The organism is Nitrospirillum amazonense (assembly GCF_029594735.1).
In the GTDB taxonomy this organism is placed as follows: domain Bacteria; phylum Pseudomonadota; class Alphaproteobacteria; order Azospirillales; family Azospirillaceae; genus Nitrospirillum; species Nitrospirillum amazonense.
The window spans coordinates 1,105,313-1,121,979 of record NZ_JARPAF010000004.1; the positions used below are offsets into that span (position 1 = coordinate 1,105,313).

The following is a 16,667-nucleotide window of genomic DNA, read 5'->3' on the forward strand; positions in this document are numbered from 1 at the left end:
CCGCTCCCGCGGCGCCCCCTCCGGCGGGCGCAGTCGCGCCCTGGGGGACGACTCAACATCTCGTACCGCTGGCACTAATTCTCATCGGCGACGAAGCCGTCCGGCGCCGGCCCGTCGTAGCGGATGGCGCCGCTGGCCGCGTGCGACATGCGGAAGCCGATGGGGTGCCGCTGCTCCTCCAGCAAATGGGCCACCAGGCTGGCGGTGCGCGCCAGCAGGGGGACGCCCTTGACCGCCAGCAGGGGGAAGCCCGAGTCCAGCAGCACGGCCGGAATGGCGGCCGACACGTTCATCTTCAGGGGCTTGCCCACCAGGTCGGGCAGCAGGTGTTCCGCACGGCGCGCCACCTCCATGTGCGGGCCCGCCAGCGACGCCTCCTCCGCCAGGGCGAACAGGCGCAGGGCGCGGGGGTCGCCGTCCTTGTGCAAGGGATGGCCATACCCTGGAATGGCCCGCTTCTCCGCGCGATAGGCGCGTACGGTGCCGGTGATGGCGGCATCCAGGTCGCCGTCGTTGCCCCCGGCCACGTCCAACACCTGGCTCTGGAAGCGGCCCGCCGCCTCGGCACTGCCCAGAATGACGGAGCCGCAGCCCAGCAGGCCGGCGGCAACGGCGCCTTGCAGAGCTTCCGGCGCGGCCGCCAGGGTCATGCGCGCCGCCTGCACGCTGGGCACCAGGCCATGCTCGGCGATGGCGACCAGCGTGGCGTCCAGCACCCGCCGCTGCTCCGGGCTGGGCAGCGTGCCGCAGACCAGCAGCCACACATGGTCCGTGAAGCTGACCGTGCCGATCAGATCCTGAACGAGGTCATGGCCCCGGACGATGATGGTCTCGGCATTGGAGCCGGAAATGGCCGTGGTCGGCGTCGTGTCTGGTCCGATCTTCATCAATGACTTTCCTTTGAAGGGCGGCGACGGCCGTCCCCCTGGCGTCGGTTGGGCGCCGCCGGTTACTGCGGGCGGTACAGGTTGTTGGAACGGTGGTCGCCGCCCAGCCAGCGGGCAAGGTCGGCATGCGCGTTGCGTTTGCGCTCCTCATCCGTGTCCTCGATGCCGGGCGCGTCCACCGTCAGCTCCACAATCAGGCCGTTGGGGTCGCGCACGTACAGCGACTGGCAATATCCATGGTCCAGGAAATAGCAGTCATCCGACGGCTCGGGCACGCCGGCGGCGCGGAAGCGGCTGTGGACGGCGGCTTGCGTGGCGGCATCGACCTTGAGCGCGATGTGATGGAAGGGCGAGGGCGGCATGGCCGGGCCGAACAGGGTCTGGTCCTCGGGGCTGGCGAACTGGAAGAAGGCCAGGGCGCCACCATCGCTGAGCGCGAAGAAGCAGTGGCAATAGACCCGATCGGCGCCGAACAGATGGTCGGTCTCGCAGTATGTGGCCACCAGCGGCATGCCCACCAGATCCTCATAAAAGCGGCGCGTCGCCTCCATATCCGCCGTGACATAGGCGTTATGGTGCAGCCGCAGCGGCAACCCGGCCCCCGCCGTTCCAGCCTGAACAGTCATGCCCGCCCTCCCTCTTTTATTTTCGTATATCGAATATATATTCGATGTTCGTATATTAGGCAAGCGGATCGGGTCCGTCAAGGCGGCCCCGTGCCGCCTGCCCCCTTCCACCCACTTCGGCCTCTGCCAAACGCAAGCTTCATCCGGCGGCCAAGCTCTGGCACTCTGTGCCCCTATTCATCCCGCGTCCTTCCGCTGCCCGGACAGAAGACCGCCCATGGCCGACTTCCGTATCAAGACTGCCCATTTCGGACGCACGCGCGCGGCCCCCCGCCGCCCACCCGTCCAGGGCGGCTATGCCTCGGCCCTGCGGCGGGTGCCCAAGGCCATGCGGCGCCACGCGGCGGCCTTCGCCTCGTTCCTGAAACTCGCGCACGACATCACGGGCGACGCCAACCTGGAGCCGGAGGCCAAGATCGCCCAGCTGGACGCGCTGGAACGGGCGCTGGTCAGCGGCGGCGGCGTGCCCTCATGGCTCAGCCCTGCCTTGGAACTGAAGGCCAGCCTGGCCGTCACCGGCGGATCCTCCCTTCACGCCCGGCAATTGCTGCAGGCCTTCCGCCGCGATGCGGAGGGGTACCGGGCGCGAACCTGGGGTGATGTGCTGATGGCCTGCCGGCTCGCGGCCAATCCGGTGGGACACCATATCCTGGAGCTTTACGGAGAAAGCGCCGACGCGCTGGCCGCCACGGACGCGCTGTGCACGGCCATCCGCCTACTGCGGGTGGTGCAGGAGTGCCGGGACGATTGGGTGAGGCTGGGCCGCTGCTATTTCCCTCTGGATTGGTTCGACGCGGTGGGTGCCAGCCCGGAACACCTGGTGGAACACCGGGCAACCCCGGCCGTGCGGGTCGTGCTGGACCGCATGCTGGACCGCATCGACCGCCAGTTGGACCATGCCCGGGCCCTGCCGGGCGCATTACGCGATCCCGGTCTGCGTATGGAAACAGCCGTCCTGCTGCATGCAGCCCGGCTGATGGCCGGACGCCTGCGCCGCCGCGACCCCCTGGCCCAGGGCATCAGCCTGGGCCCGCTCGCCCGCGGCTGGGTGGTGGTGCGTGCCCGGCTGGCCCTGGCCCGCAGCATGGCGGGCATGGCGCCGGCCCCACCCTCCGGCCCGCCCGTCGACCCAGGTGAGGAGGGTGATCAGGCCCCCCCCGGCCCGGAACGGCATCCGCAACAATAAGGTTAATCTTTCCGCCCCCAAACCGGTTCTATTCGCTTCCCGGGATGGGAATGTTCGTGTTACCCCCTTGCTCCGGGTGCGCAAACCAGGGCGCGGGCGGCTGCCCTGATGTGATCGCGCCCACATGCCTGGGCGTCTCCGCCAGGGCATGATTTCGTTGAAGAATAACGGTCCCGGTGGACTGGCGGCCCCCGCATGACGGCCGCGTCGGCCCACTCCCGAATAACCCCGTAGAAGACGAGGAAAACCATGGCTTTCGAACTTGCCCCTCTGCCCTACGCCAAGGACGCCCTGCAGCCCTACATGTCGTCCGAGACGCTGGATTTCCACCACGGTAAGCACCACAACGCCTACGTGACCAAGCTGAACGAGCTGATCGCCGGTACCGCGTTCGAGGGCCAGAGCCTGGAGGACATCGTCAAGGCGACCGCCGGCAAGGCCGAGTCCCAGGCCATCTTCAACAACGCCGGCCAGCATTGGAACCACACCTTCTTCTGGAACAGCCTGACGCCGAAGGCCTCGGCCATCCCGGGTGAGCTGGAGAAGCGCATCGTCTCCGACTTCGGCAGCGTCGAGGCCTTCAAGAAGGCCTTCGTGGACGCCGGCATCGGCCAGTTCGGCAGCGGCTGGGCCTGGCTGGTGGAAGACACCAAGGAAGGCAAGCTGAAGATCACGAAGTCGGCCAACGCCGACACGCCGCTGGCCCACGGCCTGAAGCCGCTGATCACCGCCGACGTGTGGGAACACGCCTACTACATCGACTACCGCAACCGTCGCCCCGACTTCCTGAAGGCCTTCGTCGACACGCTGGCCAACTGGGAATTCGCTGCCCAGAACTTGGGCTGACGAACCTCGGCTGATGACCCTGGGCTGAAAAGCCCGGGGCGGAAGCTCAAATGCGAACCCCGGCCTTCTTACGAGGGCCGGGGTTTTTATTCGCCTGAATTTAGGGGGCGCTCAAGCCGGCAGCAAAGCCGCGGCGACGCGGCGGCCTTCCGCCAGAAGAACATTATAGGTACGGCAGGCGGCACCCGTGTCCATGGCGTCGATGCCGCCCAAGCCGCGTTCCTTGACGGCACGGCGCAAGGTGGAGGTGAACAGCTGCATGGTGGGCCCGGTGCCCAGCAGCACGATCTCCAGCGGCGGCTGTTCGGCGATCAGGGCCGCGAAATCATCCGGCCGGAGGCCGGCGAACCCATCGACGGTCCAAGGGATGGTGCGGTCGGGGAAGACAATGATGGGCGTCTCATAGACCACGTTGCTGACGCGGAAGCGGCCGGGGCCGTAGGCGTCGATGACTTGGCGGTCTGCCGGGATCAGAGGGGTGATGTCCATGGGCTTCCAGCCCTCCCACAATGAAAAAGGCCTGGCACTCGCCCCTTGGGGGATGCGGGTGCCGGGCCTTTTACCTGGCGTGCGGCGGCGGCGGTTTCAAACCCGCCCCGCCCTGGCTCACTTGGAATCGGTCTCGGTCTTGGCAGGCTCGGTCTTGGCCAGCACGGTGGTGATGGTGCTGCGCAGGACGCGGAACTTCACGCCTTCGCCGGCGTCAATGGTGACCTCGTCGTTGTCGCCGACCTTGACCACGGTGCCGATGATGCCGCCACCGGTGACGACCTTGTCGCCACGGCGTAGCGACTCCAGCATGTTCTTGTGTTCCTTCATCTTCTTCTGCTGCGGGCGCATCAGAAAGAAGTACATGACCAGGAACACCGCCACGAAGGGCAGGATCTGCATCAGCGAGCCGGCATCGACGGGGCCGGCGCCGCCGGTGGTCTGGGCCTGGGCGGTGGACACGAACATGGGACGGTTGCTCCAGCGTGCGGGAATAACAAAAGCCAACGGGGCGGGCATGCCCACGTTTGGGCGCGACTATACCGACCGCAGGCCATGTTGCAACCCAATCTCAGCCCCCCCGTTGGCGCGGGTTGCCGCCCGGCGGCCATCCCCGTACCGTCCCACAGTCGAATAGGCAGGCCGCCGCCCAAATCCGCCGCCGCTGGCGGGGAGGAAGGGGATGGGCGCGATAAGAAATGGACAGAAGGAAACAAACCCCGTGACCGCCCCCACTAGCACTGATTCCGCCTTGCTGCCGCTTCTGGCCCGCATCGCCGACGCGCTGGACCGGTTGGCACCGCCCCCGCCGGCACCCATCGACTTCCACGCCGCCGACGCCTTCGTCTGGCATGCGGAGGGGGACCGCCTGTCGCCGGTACCTGAGGTTTCCAAGGTGGACATCAGCCTGCTGCAGGGGGTGCAGCGCCAACGTGACACCCTGCTGGAAAACACCCGCCGCTTCGCCCAGGGCCTGCCCGCCAACAACGCCCTGCTATGGGGTGCGCGCGGCATGGGCAAGAGCTCGCTGGTGAAGTCGGTGCATGCGGCGGTGAACGAGGCGGCGGGCCAGCCGGCCGGCCGGGGGCCCTTGGCGTTGGTGGAAATCCACCGCGAGGACATCCCCTCCCTGCCCCGCCTGCTGGCCGCCGTGCGCGACAGCGGCCGCCGCTTCGTCCTGTTCTGCGACGACCTGTCCTTCACCAATGACGACGCCCATTACAAATCGCTGAAGGCGGTCCTGGAAGGCGGGGTGGAGGGTCGTCCGGCCAACGTGGTTTTCTACGCCACCTCCAACCGCCGCCACCTGATGCCCCGGGACATGATCGACAATGAGCGGTCGACGGCCATCAACCCGTCCGAAGCGGTGGAGGAGAAGGTCAGCCTGTCGGACCGCTTCGGCCTCTGGCTGGGCTTCCACAACTGCGACCAGGACACCTACTTCGCCATGGTCGACGGCTATGCCGCGGCCTTGGGCCTGGCCCTGTCCCCGGAGGAATTGCACGCCCGCGCCGTAGAATGGGCCGTCACGCGCGGTAACCGTTCCGGCCGCGTCGCCTGGCAGTTCATCCAGGATATCGCCGGGCAAGACACCGTCGGACAGCAAGCCGCGCCCGGCGCCTGAGCCGTTGAACCGCCGTTAACGGTTCATTCAACTTCCCCAGCGAAGCGTTTGAAACGGATTGGGAGTCGCCGTCAAGGCGACTTCCCATCCTCGGCATGTAACGGTTTACGGCTTCCGATTCTCTCGGGTTTTCGCCTTGATGGGGCGGGTAACTGGACCTTCCATTACTCTGTCCCCCCAAGTTTTCCCTCATTTCTGCAATTCCAAGGGGGAAACCACTTCTTTTCAATACAAACAAGATAAATTCGGTTATAGTCCGTCCAACAAAACCTGCAACAAGTGACAAACAACGCCAGGGCTGGACATGACACAACCGATATCCGATTCCAATGACGACCTGCAGATCATCGCCCTGACCGGAAAGATCGTCACGAGCTATGTTGCCGGTAACACGCTGGCCCCGGCCGCCCTGCCTGATCTGATCAAGCAGGTGCACGACACCCTGCGTCGTCTGGTCACGCCCGAGGAAGTGGTCGCCACACCGGCAGAGCCGCTGACCCCGGCCGTGCCGATCCGCAAGTCTGTCACACCCGACTACATCGTGTGCCTGGAAGATGGCCGCAAGCTTAAGATGTTGAAGCGCCACCTGCGCACCGCCTACGGCCTGTCGCCGGAGGAATACCGCGTGAAGTGGGGCCTGCCGTCCGATTATCCCATGGTCGCCCCCAACTATGCCGAGCAGCGCTCGGGCCTGGCCAAGGCCATCGGCCTGGGCCAGCGCTCCCGCACCGAGGGCAAGCCCAGCGGCAAGCGCCGCCGCAGCAGCAGCGCCGCCGCCGAGTAAGGTACCGCGCTCAGTGTCTGAGTAATGGAGAAGGCGGGCCCTGGCGTCCGCCCTTTTCATTTGGGCGCCTTCTCACCCCAATCTTAACCGTGAAGCGCCTTTTCATGATCCCCAGCCGGGTGGCGAGCTGCCCACGCCGGCCGGCGATGGGCTGGGCGGCACACTTGGCCCCCGGCGGGGCTCCAGGGGAGGCAAGGGGCGCAGTTGAAACCGCTCCCCCTCCGGCACGGCGATGCGGGACAGGTCGTAGCCGACCAGCCGCGCCTGGTCCAACTGGTCCACCGTCATGACGTTCCACACCCCGTGGGGTCGGCCCTCCAGCGCGCGCACGGCCAAATCCACTGCGATGCGCGCCTGCACGATGGGGGAATCAGACACCGCCAGCTCGATGATGCCGTCGCGGACCAGATCGGTGATGCCATCGGTGGCGTAGGTTGCCACCAGGTGGGTGCCACCGTCGTGACGGGAGCGCAGGTAGTTCGCCGCGGCCTGGATCGCCACGGCGTTGCCGAAGACCACGTCCACATCCGGCACCCGGTCGAACAGGGCGCGCACCAAATCCATCTGCGTCGCCATCCCAGTGGCGCCATAGCCGCCGTGGATGACCTCCACGCCCGCGCGTCGCAAAACGTCCAGGGCGGACGCCTCCATGGCATCCGCCCATTCGGCCCCCTTGGGCCCCGGCAGCCACCCCACCTTCAGCGGCCGGCCGGCCGCCTTTTCCCATTCCGCGCGGTGTTCCAGGATGTAGTTGGCGCCGAAGCGGGCGTTCTCGCGGAAATTCCCCAGGATGTGCGCGGTGACGTAGGGGGATGCCATGCCGTTGATAAGGTCGATCAGTGGCCGTCCGCCGTCGGCGATGGCGGCAGCCTGCGCGTCCAGACCATCGCTGGTGATGGCGGCGACGATGTAAGCGTCGGGCTTCAGCGTGCGGCAAGTGTCCAATTGCGCCTTTTGCACATCCAGCTTGTCATAGCCGCCGGCCTGATAGACGCCGATGACCACGCCCAGCCGTTCAGCCTCGCGCACCAGTCCCCAGGACACGCCCCACCAGAACTTGTCCTGCGTGCCCGGCAGCAGGGCGCAAATCCGCCAGGGATGCGCCGTCCGCGCCAGGGGGACATAGGGGCCCACCCGCCCGTCGCGCGATACCGATACCGGCGACCAGTCGTTCTGCGACACGTTGCCTTGCGACAGACTGGCCGGCGGTGGCGCTGCCTGGCCAGCCTCCGTCCCCGGCGGCACGCCAGCCTGCGCGATTCCCAGTCCGAAAACCACCCCCGTCATCACGAGAAGGCTACGCAGCCCCCGCCGCCGATGCCGGCCTCGCCCCCAAGCCATGCCTGCCCCCGCCTAGTCTTCCCCAATGCTGACACCCCCGGCGCGGCGATGAAAGGCGGACGGCGCCGGTGAGCCCACCATTCTTCCGCCATCGCGGGCACTGCAGGGTCCGGTCGGCATCGGTCGTACCAGGGCCAAGACGGGATGTTTCCCTGGCGCCAAACGTGGCCCTGAAGCCGCCGGCCCTAAAGCCACCGGCGTGGAAGCACCGGGACGCCGATCGTGGAATCGGCTTGTTCGAGGACATCCGCATGACCCTGCAAGCGGCCATCGCCACCAACCGATTCGGCCTGGGCGCCCGCCCCGGCGATATCGCGGCGGCCCAATCCGATCCCCGCGGCTGGCTGGAGGCGCAGCTGGCGCAGGCCCCCGGCTTGCCACCGGATCTGCGGGGGGTGGAGGACAGCGCAACCCGCCTGGCCGCGACCTACGCCGCCCGCAAGGAAAAGGACGAGGAGGCGCGCAAACCCCTCCGCGAGGCGCTGCGCGCCACCTACCGCGACGACGCCGCGCGGCGCACCCGGGCCGCGATCGCCACCGACACGCCCCTGCGCGAACGGCTGGTGCATTTCTGGTCCAACCACTTCACCGTCTCGACCAGCCGGCCCATCGTCGCCGCTGCCGTGGTTCCCTATGAGAACGAGGCCATACGCCCGCACGTCACCGGCCGGTTCGCCGACATGCTGCTGGCCGCGACCCGCCACCCGGTGATGCTGGCCTATCTGGACAACGCCGTGTCCGTCGGGCCGGACAGCCTGGCCGGCATCCGGCGTCAGCGCGGCCTAAATGAGAATCTGGGCCGCGAACTGCTGGAATTGCACACCCTGGGCGTGGATGGCGGCTACAGCCAGACCGACGTGCGCGAGCTGGCCCGCATCCTGACAGGCTGGAGCATTGCGGCGGAGCGGGATCGCGATACCGGCACCTTCCTGTTTCGCCCCAACCTGCACGAGCCGGGCGACAAAATCCTGCTGGGCCAACGTTACAGCGAGGATGGCATGGGCGAAGGCCTGCTGGCCCTGCAGCGCCTGGCCCGCCACCCGGCCACGGCCCGTCATCTGGCCACCAAGCTGGCGCGGCATTTCATTGCCGACGATCCGCCGCCAGCCGTGGTGGCGGCGCTGGAAAAAAGCTACCGCGACAGCGACGGCCATCTGGGAGAGGTCACCCGCACCCTGTTGCATCAGGATGCCGCCTGGGCGTCCGAGGCCCGCAAGGTGAAGACGCCGACAGAGCTGGTGGTCTCCACCGGCCGCGCCCTGGGGGCGGACATCCACCCTGCGGCGGACGATGGCGACACCGACATGAAGGCGGCACGCGCCGAGCCCGCCCTACGCTCCCTGGCGTTGCTGGGGCAGCTGCCCTTCGCCGCCCCCTCGCCCGCCGGCTGGCCGGACCAGGCCGCCGACTGGGTGGGGCCGGAGGCCATGGTGCAGCGTATCGACTGGGCATTGACCGTGGGGGAAAAGCTGGGCGACCGCATCGACCCCCGCCAGATCGCGGAGCAGGCGCTGGGATCGTTCGCGGGTGACGCCACCCGCCAGGCCGTGGCCCGCGCCCCCAGCGCCGCCGAGGGCCTGGCCCTGCTGATCTCCGCCCCCGAATTCCAGCGGCGCTGAAGGAGTGCCATCATGACCAGCTTTCTCCCCCTTAACCGCCGCGGCCTGCTGGCCGGCCTGGGCGGTGCCGCGGCGCTGTCGCTGCTGCCGCAGGTAAGCTTCGCCCGCACGGTGGGCGAGCAGCGATTCGTCCTGATCGTGCTGCGCGGCGGCATGGACGGCCTGGCCGCCGTCGCCCCCTATGCCGACCGCGACTATGCGGCCCTGCGCGGCCGCCTGGCCCTGCCGGATCCTAATGCCCAGGGCGGCGTGCTGGATTTGGACGGCTTCTTCGGCCTGAACCCGGCCCTGGCTGACATTCACCCCTGGTACAAGGAAGGCCAGTTGCTGGTCGCCCACGCCGTCGCCACCCCCTACCGCGACCGCAGCCATTTCGACGCCCAGGATCTGCTGGAGAACGGAACGGTGACGCCGCACGGTGTGGCCAGCGGCTGGCTGAACCGGGCCCTTGCGCAGCTGGGGGGCGATACCGGCGGGCGGCGCCTGGGCCTGGCCGTTGGACAGGGCGTGCCCCTCGTGCTGCGCGGGGCCGCCCCCATCGCCTCCTGGTCGCCATCACCGCTGAAGGAGGCGGACGGGGATTTCCTGGACCGCGTGGCGGCGCTGTACGCCAACGACCCCCTGCTGGCGAACGCGCTGAAGGCCGGTTTGGATTCGGCCAGCATGGCCGATCATGCCCTCAATACCGACGCCGATGGCGCCATGGACGGGGCGATGATGGCCGCCGCCCCCAAGCCCAAGGCCGTGCACCTGGATCCGGCTGAGCTGGGGACCGCCACCGGCCGCCTGCTGGCCGACGCGAACGGCCCGCGCGTGGCCGTCATGGATCTGCAGGGCTGGGACACCCATGCCCAGCAGGGCACAACCGCCGGCCGGCTGGCCGGGGCGTTGGGCAACCTGTCCAAGGTACTGGTGGCCTTGCGCGCCAGCCTGGGCCCCGCCTGGCGGCAGACGGTGGTGGCGGTGGTGACGGAGTTCGGGCGGACCGCCCGACCCAACGGCACCGGCGGCACCGACCACGGCACGGCCACGGCGGCCCTTCTGGCGGGCGGCGCCGTGCGGGGCGGGCGCGTGCTGGCGACCTGGCCCGGCCTGGCCGACGATCGCCTGTACCAGGGCCGCGACCTGGCGCCCACGCAGGATCTGCGCGCCGTGATGAAAGGCATCCTGCGGGACCATCTGGGCTTGGACACCGGCGCCCTGGACAAGGCCGTCTTCCCGGGCGGGGGCACCCCCGCCGCCGTGCGCGACTTGATCCGGACCTAGCCCTGACCCCATCCGACGCGCTATCTGTTGCAGGATGGCCCGTTACAGGACGGCCGGTTACAGGATGGGCGCGGAGGGAGGCGGCAGGCATGAGCGGTGAGGCACGGGCCTGGGTCAGGTTGCCTTCTCGGCGCCATCTGAACCTGCTGGCGCCCACGCCCCTGGACTGGGATGACGAGGACCTGGCCATGGGCCTGGCCCGCACCTACCGCTGGGGTGGGCACTCCCGCTGGCCCCTGCCCCTGTCGGTGGCCCAGCATTCCCTGACCGTGCTGGCCCTGTCGCGCGCCCAGGCCGAAAAGCCGCTGAGCCCGGCGGCGGAGTTGCGGGAACTGCTGCACGACGCCGATGAGGGCCTGTTGGGTTTCGACGCCATTTCACCGCTGAAGCCCTTTCTGGGGCCGGAGTACAAGGCCCTGGCCGCGCGGCTGGAGGGAGCGATCACCCTGCGGTACCAGATCCCGGCCTGGAACCTGACCACCAAGAAGAACCACAAGCGGGCTGATCGCATCGCCGCCGCCAGCGAAGCGCTGCACGTGGTCGGCTGGTCGCGGGACGAAATCCGCCGCACCCTCAAGATTCCCTACCAACCCCTGGACGATGATCCCCTGCATCAGGAATACGCCGGCATACCCTGGGAGCCCTGGCCCGCCGACATGGCGGCGGAGCGCTTCCTGGCCGCTCTGCGCGTCCTGCTGCGGAAGCGGGACGGCCAAGTATGAGCACGCCTCTGCTGGGGCGGGCGCAGGCCGCCCTGGCCGCCGGCCGCATGATGGACGCGGCCACCCTATACCGGGAGGTGGTGACCCGATGGCCACACGATGGCACAGGCTGGCTGGCCTTGAGCGTGGCCACAGCCGCCTTGGGCCAGGCGAGCGACGCGCTGGCCGCCGCCGAGCGGGCGGCGTCCCTGCTGCCGGCCCACGCCCCCGCCTGGGCCAACGTGGCGGAGCAGCGGCGGCAGGCGGGCCGCATGGCGGAGGCCGGCGCCGCTTATGCCCATCTGGCCGCCCTGCCCGGCCTGCCCGCCGACCTCGCCGCCGATGCGGAGAACGGACTGGCCCTGGTGGCCTGTGACAATGGCCAGCCCCTGGTGGCGGAGGCCCACTGGCGCCGTGCCATCGCCCTGGATCCCACCTTCGCCGGTGCCTACGCCAACCTGGGCAAGATGCTGTTCGACCAGCAGGCCATGTATGCGGCGCGCGCGGCCCTGCGTCAGGCGGTCACCCTGGATCCCGCCAACGGCGGCGCCCGCATGAATCTGGCGCTGGCCTACAAGGCGCTGGAACAGCAAGCGATGGCGGTGGAAGAGCTGCGCCGTCTGCTGGCCCAGCCTGGGACAAGCGAACAGCTAGCCTACGACGCCCGCTACAACCTGGCCCGCCTGCTGCTGCTGCGGGGACCGGGGGCAGAGGCCTGGACCCTGCATGAAAGCCGTTGGAAGGTTAGCCACTTTCCCTCCGTGCGCCGGTCTTTCCCGGTGCCGGTGTGGCAAGGCGACAGCCTGTTGGGCCGGCGGCTGCTGCTGTGGGGTGAACAAGGCCTGGGCGACGAAATCCTGTTCGCCAGCCAGGTGCCCGACCTGGCCGCCGGCCTGAGCGCCGCCGTGCGCGCCGCCGGCACCGACATCCTGCTTGAATGCGACGAGCGGCTGGTGCCGCTGTTCGCCCGGTCATTCGGCCCCATAACGGTGGTGGGCCGCCCGGCGGCGGTGGCCCGCAGCGGGTCGCGGGACACCTCCGCCGATCCGCGCACCGCCACGGCCACGACGCAACTGCCCACCGGCAGCCTGGCCCGCTATTGCCGGCCTACCTTGGCCAGCTTCCAGGCCGCCCGCCCCTTCCTGAAGCCCGATCCCGAGCGTGTCGCCCTGTGGACACGGCGGGTGTCGGCCCTTGGGCCGGGACTGAAGGTGGGGCTGTGCTGGACCAGCGGCCTGCTGACGGCGGAGCGGGCCATCAGCTACACCACCCTGGCCGACTGGCTGCCCCTGGCCCAGGTGCCAGGCATCCACCTGGTCAGCCTGCAGTACAACCGCGACATCGCCGCCGTCGAAATACCCCAGGCACGCGCCCGGGGCCTGGAGATCGCCGACTGGCCGGACCTGGACCAGCGCGACGACCTGGAGGGGGCGGCCGCCCTCATCTCCACCCTCGACCTGGTGCTGACCGCCCCCACGTCGGTGGGGGAGATTGCCGCCGGCCTGGGCGTGCCCACTTGGCGCATCTCCACACCCAGCCAGGACTGGAGCGGGCTGGGCACCATGGTCCGCCCTTGGTACCCCGCCATGCGCATCTTCCCCGCGCCCAGGGAGGAAGAGACCCTGGCCGACGTGATCCAACGCATGGTTCACGCCCTAGCGGCCTTGGCAGTGGACGCGGCCGCCGTCTCCCCGCCACTAGCGCCGCCGCCAACCCTGAACGACGCGCTGGCCCTGCACCAGGCCGGCCGGATGGACGCGGCGGAGGCGGCCTACCGCCGCCTGTTGGCTGATGGGCCGGCGGACGCCCAGACGCGGGGCGACGCCCTGCACCTGCTGGGCGTGCTGCTGCACCAGGTGCAACGGCCGATGGAGGCGGAGCCCGTGCTGCGTCAGGTGTTGGCGACGGAGCCTGGCTTTTTCGAAGCGTGGAACAGCCTGGGCGCCGTGCTGCTCGCCTTGGGACGGCGGACTGAGGCGGCGGAGGCCTGGCACACCGCTCTGCGCCTCAATCCCGGCTATGACAAGGCGGCGGCCAATCTGGGCCGCCTCGGTCCCTGCCCGTAAGCCGAAACGCCGCCGAACATTCCTGAGCGCGCCCGCATAGGCCGCCTCAAAGCGAACTCAGCCCAACCAGGACCGGACCAGCGCAAACGTTCCCGCATCGGCGATCACCCAGCCGCCGATGCCGATCAACACCCAGGGCAGCAGCCGGCCGCCCCAGCGCCGTACCGGCGGCCCGGCCGACGGGTGGGTGGCAAGCCAATGGGCCAGGGCCACCCAGGCGCCCGTCAGCACAGCGAACACCGCCACGGTCACGACAATCTGGCTGGCGTCCTGCGCGGCGAAAAGCGGCACGTAGACACCGATATTGTCCCCGCCCCCGGCTACCGTGACAGCGGCGACAGCCCATGCGCCGCCCTGGGCAGCAGGCGCGTCGCTTTCCCCCTCAGTACCGCCCTGCCACAACAGACGTACCCCCAGCAGGATCGGCGCCACCCCCAGGAATCCCAGCCAGACCGGATTCACCACCAGGGCAGCCAGGGCCCCCGTCAATCCGGCGGCCACCAGGATGGCGATGCCCAGGAATTGTCCCGCCGCGATGTCCCGGGCACGCCATCGCCCCCCGGCGAACAGCGCCACCAGGATGAAAAGGTCATCGATGTTGGTGGCGGCGAAGACAGCCACAGCCGCGGCGGCGCAAAGAAAAAGGGTGTCCATCGCGGGCGATGACGCCTTGATGGGCACCCTTTGTCAATACATGCCGCCAGGCGGCTCACCAGCTGATGCTGAAACGCATCATCCTGCTGTAGCGGTCACCCGCCTTCAGCATGGTGTCCGGGAAGGACGGCTGGTTGGGCGCATCGGGGAAGGCCTGGGGTTCCAGGCAAACACCCGTGCCCAGGCCCGGGTATTGGGACGCCAGACCCTGGCCGCCGTAGAATTGCACCGACGGTTGGTCGGTATGCAGGCGCAGGCTGACGCCACTGTCGGGCGAGGACAGCGTGGCGGCCCAGTCCACCGCCTCGTCCCAGGTGTCGTCCCGGTCCAGGACGAAGCAATGGTCGTAGCCGCCGGCCTGGAAGATTTGGGGATGATTGTGGCGCGGTGTCGCCAGGCGCGGCCGGCGGAAGTCGAAGGCCGTTCCGGCCACCGGCTCCAGCGCGCCGGTGGGAATCAGGCCGGGGCCCACGGGCAGGAAATGCTGGGACCGTAGGCGCAGCATCTGCCGGTCCGCCGCCACCTGCGGATCGCCCGCCAGGTTGAAATAGGGATGCCAGGTCAGGCTGACCGGTGTGTCCGCGTCCCCGATGGCGGTGAAGCGCAGGGTCAGGTCACCGCCGCTGATGGTGATTTCCGCCGTCACCTCCAAGGTGCCGGGGAAGCCGTTCTCCCCATCCGGGGAGGTCAGGCCCAGCACCAGCCAGGAGTCCGCCCCACCCTGGAAATCCTGCAGACGCCAGACCTTGCGGCCATAGGCGCCCGGACCGCCGTGCAGTTGGTTGACGCCCTCATTCGGCACCAGCTCCACGGTGCGGCCCTGGTAGATGTAGCGGGCGTTGGCGATACGGTTGCCATAGCGCCCCACCAGGCATCCCAGATAGGCGGGATCGTTCTCATAGGCCGCCACGTCCGGCAGGCCCAGGACCAGGTTGCGCCGGCCCTTGGGGCCAGGCACTGACAGCTGCCGCAGGATGCCGCCAAAGGTCAGCACCTCCGCCTGTAGGCCGTCCGCCGGCCCGAGCGTCACTGCCCGGACCGGCGCACCGTCCTTGGTCGTCCCGAAGGATCGGATCATGACCGCGCGGCCCTCACCTGCTGGGCGGCGCTGTGCAGGGGTCTGTGGGTCCACAGCTCCTGGATGGCTTCCAGGCTCCGGCCTTTGGTTTCCGGCACGAAGCGCCAGACGAACAGGGCGGACAACAGGCTGAACACCCCGTAGACCCAGTAGGCGAAACCGTGATGGAAATGGGCGTTCAGCACGGAATTGCCGTCCATGACGTTAAAGGACCAGGTGACCACCAGGTTGGCGATCCACTGCGCCGCGACCGCGATGCCCAGGGCCTTGCCCTTGATGGCGTTCGGGAACATCTCGGCCAGCAGGATCCAAACCACCGGGCCCCAAGAGAAGGCGAAGCCAGCGATATAAACCAGCATGGCGATCAGCGCCACCAGTCCCAACTGGTTGGTGGCGAACAGCGTGCCCAGGGCCAACATTGAAACGGTCATGACCAAGCCGCCGGCGATGAGCAGGGGCTTACGGCCCAGGCGATCGACCGACACGGTCGCCACCAGGGTGAAGGCCACGTTGGCGATGCCGACAATGACCGTCTGCCACAGCGAGGCATTGGTATCCATGCCCATGTTCTTGAACATCTGGGGGGCATAGTACAGCACGGCGTTGATGCCCACGAACTGCTGGAAGACCGACAGCAGGATGCCGACGAACACCACCAAGCCGCCGAACGCGAACAGGCGTTCGTTGGTCACGACCAGGCTTTCCTCGATCTCGACCAGCGTGACCTTGGGGTCGGTGGCGCCGCCCAGGCGCTTCAGCACGTCCAAGGCCTCGTTGTCACGGCGCTGCATAACCAGGTAGCGGGGGGTGTCCGGGGCAAACAGCAACAGGACGGCGAACAGGATGGAGGGCAGCCCTTCGGAGGCGAACATCCAGCGCCAGCCTGTGCTGTGCAGCCAGGTTTCGTCCCCGAGGCCGGCGATGGCCCAGTTCACGAAATAGACGCCCACCATGCCGCCGACGATGGCGATCTGGTTGAAGGAGATGAGACGACCGCGGGATTCGGCCGGCGCGATCTCCGCGATGTAGAGGGGAGAAACCAGCGAGGCGATGCCCACGCCGATGCCACCGATGATGCGGTAGATGTTGAAGGGCGTCAGCGCATCCGGGCCCATCTGGCCGATGGTGCCGAGGCCGAATTCGGGCCAGGCCGACCCCAGCGAGCAGATGAGGAACATCAGGGCGGCGACGATCAGTGTCGGCTTGCGGCCGAAACGGTCGGCCATCTTGCCGGCGACCAAGCCGCCCAGCACGCAACCGGCCAAGGCGCTGGAAATGGTCAGCCCCTTCAGGCTGTCATGCGCCGTTTCCGCCAGGTTCAACGGCTGGATGAAATTGATATCGATGCTGTCCATCGCGCCGGAGATAACGGCGGTGTCATACCCGAACAGCAGACCGCCCAGGGTGGCGATCAGTGTCAGGCCCGTCGTCAGCGACAGTGCGCCTTGCTTATTGCCCATTCATTCCTCCCCGACGGGCCAGGTCGCCCGCCATTTGTCC

16 protein-coding genes are annotated in these 16,667 nt (G+C 68.5%); 8 read left to right on the forward strand and 8 right to left on the reverse strand.

The genetic code is table 11. The features are described from left to right. Positions 1–74: 74 nt before the first annotated feature. Positions 75–887, reverse strand: a complete 813-nt coding sequence (locus P5F91_RS25680) for a citryl-CoA lyase (protein WP_277908641.1) — start codon at positions 885–887, stop codon at positions 75–77. A gap of 62 nt (positions 888–949) precedes the next feature. Next, positions 950–1,513, reverse strand: a complete 564-nt coding sequence (locus tag P5F91_RS25685) for a VOC family protein (RefSeq protein WP_145610061.1) — start codon at positions 1,511–1,513, stop codon at positions 950–952. A gap of 217 nt (positions 1,514–1,730) precedes the next feature. On the opposite strand from P5F91_RS25685, the gene P5F91_RS25690 reads away from it, so the two are divergent. Continuing rightward, entirely contained in the window at positions 1,731–2,699 is a 969-nt protein-coding gene (locus P5F91_RS25690) for a squalene/phytoene synthase family protein (protein ID WP_186454668.1), read from the forward strand. A gap of 249 nt (positions 2,700–2,948) precedes the next feature. Then, a complete protein-coding gene (locus P5F91_RS25695; protein WP_004274034.1) occupies positions 2,949–3,545 on the forward strand; it encodes a superoxide dismutase in 597 nt (198 codons plus the stop codon). A 111-nt stretch (positions 3,546–3,656) separates the two neighbouring features. On the opposite strand, the gene P5F91_RS25700 is transcribed toward P5F91_RS25695, so the two are convergent. Both P5F91_RS25700 and yajC read right to left on the reverse strand, forming a co-directional pair. Beyond that, a complete protein-coding gene (locus P5F91_RS25700; protein ID WP_186454669.1) occupies positions 3,657–4,034 on the reverse strand; it encodes an Mth938-like domain-containing protein in 378 nt (125 codons plus the stop codon). Between the two features lie 117 nt (positions 4,035–4,151). Continuing rightward, positions 4,152–4,502 carry a preprotein translocase subunit YajC gene (gene yajC, locus P5F91_RS25705; protein WP_040849264.1) on the reverse strand — a complete coding sequence of 117 codons (351 nt, stop codon included), beginning with the start codon at positions 4,500–4,502 and terminating at the stop codon, positions 4,152–4,154. Positions 4,503–4,755: 253 nt separating this feature from the next. Here yajC and P5F91_RS25710 point away from each other — a divergent pair, with 253 nt between their 5' ends. Together P5F91_RS25710 and P5F91_RS25715 are read left to right on the forward strand one after the other, a co-directional pair. Then, complete coding sequence (locus P5F91_RS25710; protein ID WP_277908642.1) at positions 4,756–5,658, forward strand: ATP-binding protein; 903 nt, start codon at positions 4,756–4,758, stop codon at positions 5,656–5,658. Between the two features lie 304 nt (positions 5,659–5,962). Beyond that, a complete protein-coding gene (locus tag P5F91_RS25715; protein WP_145610065.1) occupies positions 5,963–6,442 on the forward strand; it encodes a Ros/MucR family transcriptional regulator in 480 nt (159 codons plus the stop codon). A 102-nt stretch (positions 6,443–6,544) separates the two neighbouring features. Here the strand turns inward: P5F91_RS25715 and torT are convergent, their stop codons facing one another. Further along, positions 6,545–7,720, reverse strand: coding sequence for a TMAO reductase system periplasmic protein TorT (gene torT, locus P5F91_RS25720; RefSeq protein WP_277908643.1), 1,176 nt, complete (start codon positions 7,718–7,720; stop codon positions 6,545–6,547). 314 nt (positions 7,721–8,034) lie between these two features. Between torT and P5F91_RS25725 the strand changes: the two genes are divergently transcribed. From P5F91_RS25725 to P5F91_RS25740, 4 genes are all read left to right on the forward strand, one after another. Then, complete coding sequence (locus P5F91_RS25725; protein ID WP_277908644.1) at positions 8,035–9,402, forward strand: DUF1800 domain-containing protein; 1,368 nt, start codon at positions 8,035–8,037, stop codon at positions 9,400–9,402. A gap of 12 nt (positions 9,403–9,414) precedes the next feature. After that, positions 9,415–10,668: a DUF1501 domain-containing protein gene (locus P5F91_RS25730; protein WP_145610068.1), complete on the forward strand. Its 1,254-nt coding sequence runs from the start codon at positions 9,415–9,417 to the stop codon at positions 10,666–10,668. Positions 10,669–10,757: 89 nt separating this feature from the next. Further along, positions 10,758–11,390, forward strand: a complete 633-nt coding sequence (locus P5F91_RS25735) for a phosphohydrolase (protein WP_145610069.1) — start codon at positions 10,758–10,760, stop codon at positions 11,388–11,390. Continuing rightward, positions 11,387–13,435, forward strand: a complete 2,049-nt coding sequence (locus tag P5F91_RS25740) for a tetratricopeptide repeat protein (protein WP_145610070.1) — start codon at positions 11,387–11,389, stop codon at positions 13,433–13,435. Before P5F91_RS25735 ends, P5F91_RS25740 begins: the two co-directional genes overlap by 4 nt. Positions 13,436–13,492: 57 nt before the next feature. Here the strand turns inward: P5F91_RS25740 and P5F91_RS25745 are convergent, their stop codons facing one another. The 3 genes from P5F91_RS25745 to xylE are packed head-to-tail and all read right to left on the reverse strand — an operon-like array spanning position 13,493 to position 16,627. Further along, entirely contained in the window at positions 13,493–14,089 is a 597-nt protein-coding gene (locus P5F91_RS25745; protein WP_145610071.1) for a cadmium resistance transporter, read from the reverse strand. Between the two features lie 55 nt (positions 14,090–14,144). After that, positions 14,145–15,167 (reverse strand): aldose epimerase family protein, encoded by a 1,023-nt coding sequence (locus P5F91_RS25750; RefSeq protein ID WP_145610072.1) that lies wholly within the window; start codon positions 15,165–15,167, stop codon positions 14,145–14,147. Continuing rightward, positions 15,164–16,627, reverse strand: a complete 1,464-nt coding sequence (gene xylE, locus P5F91_RS25755; protein ID WP_145610073.1) for a D-xylose transporter XylE — start codon at positions 16,625–16,627, stop codon at positions 15,164–15,166. The genes P5F91_RS25750 and xylE overlap by 4 nt, the downstream gene beginning before the upstream one ends. Between the last annotated feature and the right edge of the window lie 40 nt (positions 16,628–16,667).

Coding starts and splice junctions, on each gene's coding strand:
- P5F91_RS25680 (WP_277908641.1), bottom strand. CDS start 887: ATGAAGATCGGACCAGACACGACGCCGACCACGGCCATTTCCGGCTCC.
- P5F91_RS25685 (WP_145610061.1), bottom strand. CDS start 1,513: ATGACTGTTCAGGCTGGAACGGCGGGGGCCGGGTTGCCGCTGCGGCTG.
- P5F91_RS25690 (WP_186454668.1), top strand. CDS start 1,731: ATGGCCGACTTCCGTATCAAGACTGCCCATTTCGGACGCACGCGCGCG.
- P5F91_RS25695 (WP_004274034.1), top strand. CDS start 2,949: ATGGCTTTCGAACTTGCCCCTCTGCCCTACGCCAAGGACGCCCTGCAG.
- P5F91_RS25700 (WP_186454669.1), bottom strand. CDS start 4,034: ATGGACATCACCCCTCTGATCCCGGCAGACCGCCAAGTCATCGACGCC.
- yajC (WP_040849264.1), bottom strand. CDS start 4,502: ATGTTCGTGTCCACCGCCCAGGCCCAGACCACCGGCGGCGCCGGCCCC.
- P5F91_RS25715 (WP_145610065.1), top strand. CDS start 5,963: ATGACACAACCGATATCCGATTCCAATGACGACCTGCAGATCATCGCC.
- P5F91_RS25725 (WP_277908644.1), top strand. CDS start 8,035: ATGACCCTGCAAGCGGCCATCGCCACCAACCGATTCGGCCTGGGCGCC.
- P5F91_RS25730 (WP_145610068.1), top strand. CDS start 9,415: ATGACCAGCTTTCTCCCCCTTAACCGCCGCGGCCTGCTGGCCGGCCTG.
- P5F91_RS25735 (WP_145610069.1), top strand. CDS start 10,758: ATGAGCGGTGAGGCACGGGCCTGGGTCAGGTTGCCTTCTCGGCGCCAT.
- P5F91_RS25740 (WP_145610070.1), top strand. CDS start 11,387: ATGAGCACGCCTCTGCTGGGGCGGGCGCAGGCCGCCCTGGCCGCCGGC.
- P5F91_RS25745 (WP_145610071.1), bottom strand. CDS start 14,089: ATGGACACCCTTTTTCTTTGCGCCGCCGCGGCTGTGGCTGTCTTCGCC.
- P5F91_RS25750 (WP_145610072.1), bottom strand. CDS start 15,167: ATGATCCGATCCTTCGGGACGACCAAGGACGGTGCGCCGGTCCGGGCA.
- xylE (WP_145610073.1), bottom strand. CDS start 16,627: ATGGGCAATAAGCAAGGCGCACTGTCGCTGACGACGGGCCTGACACTG.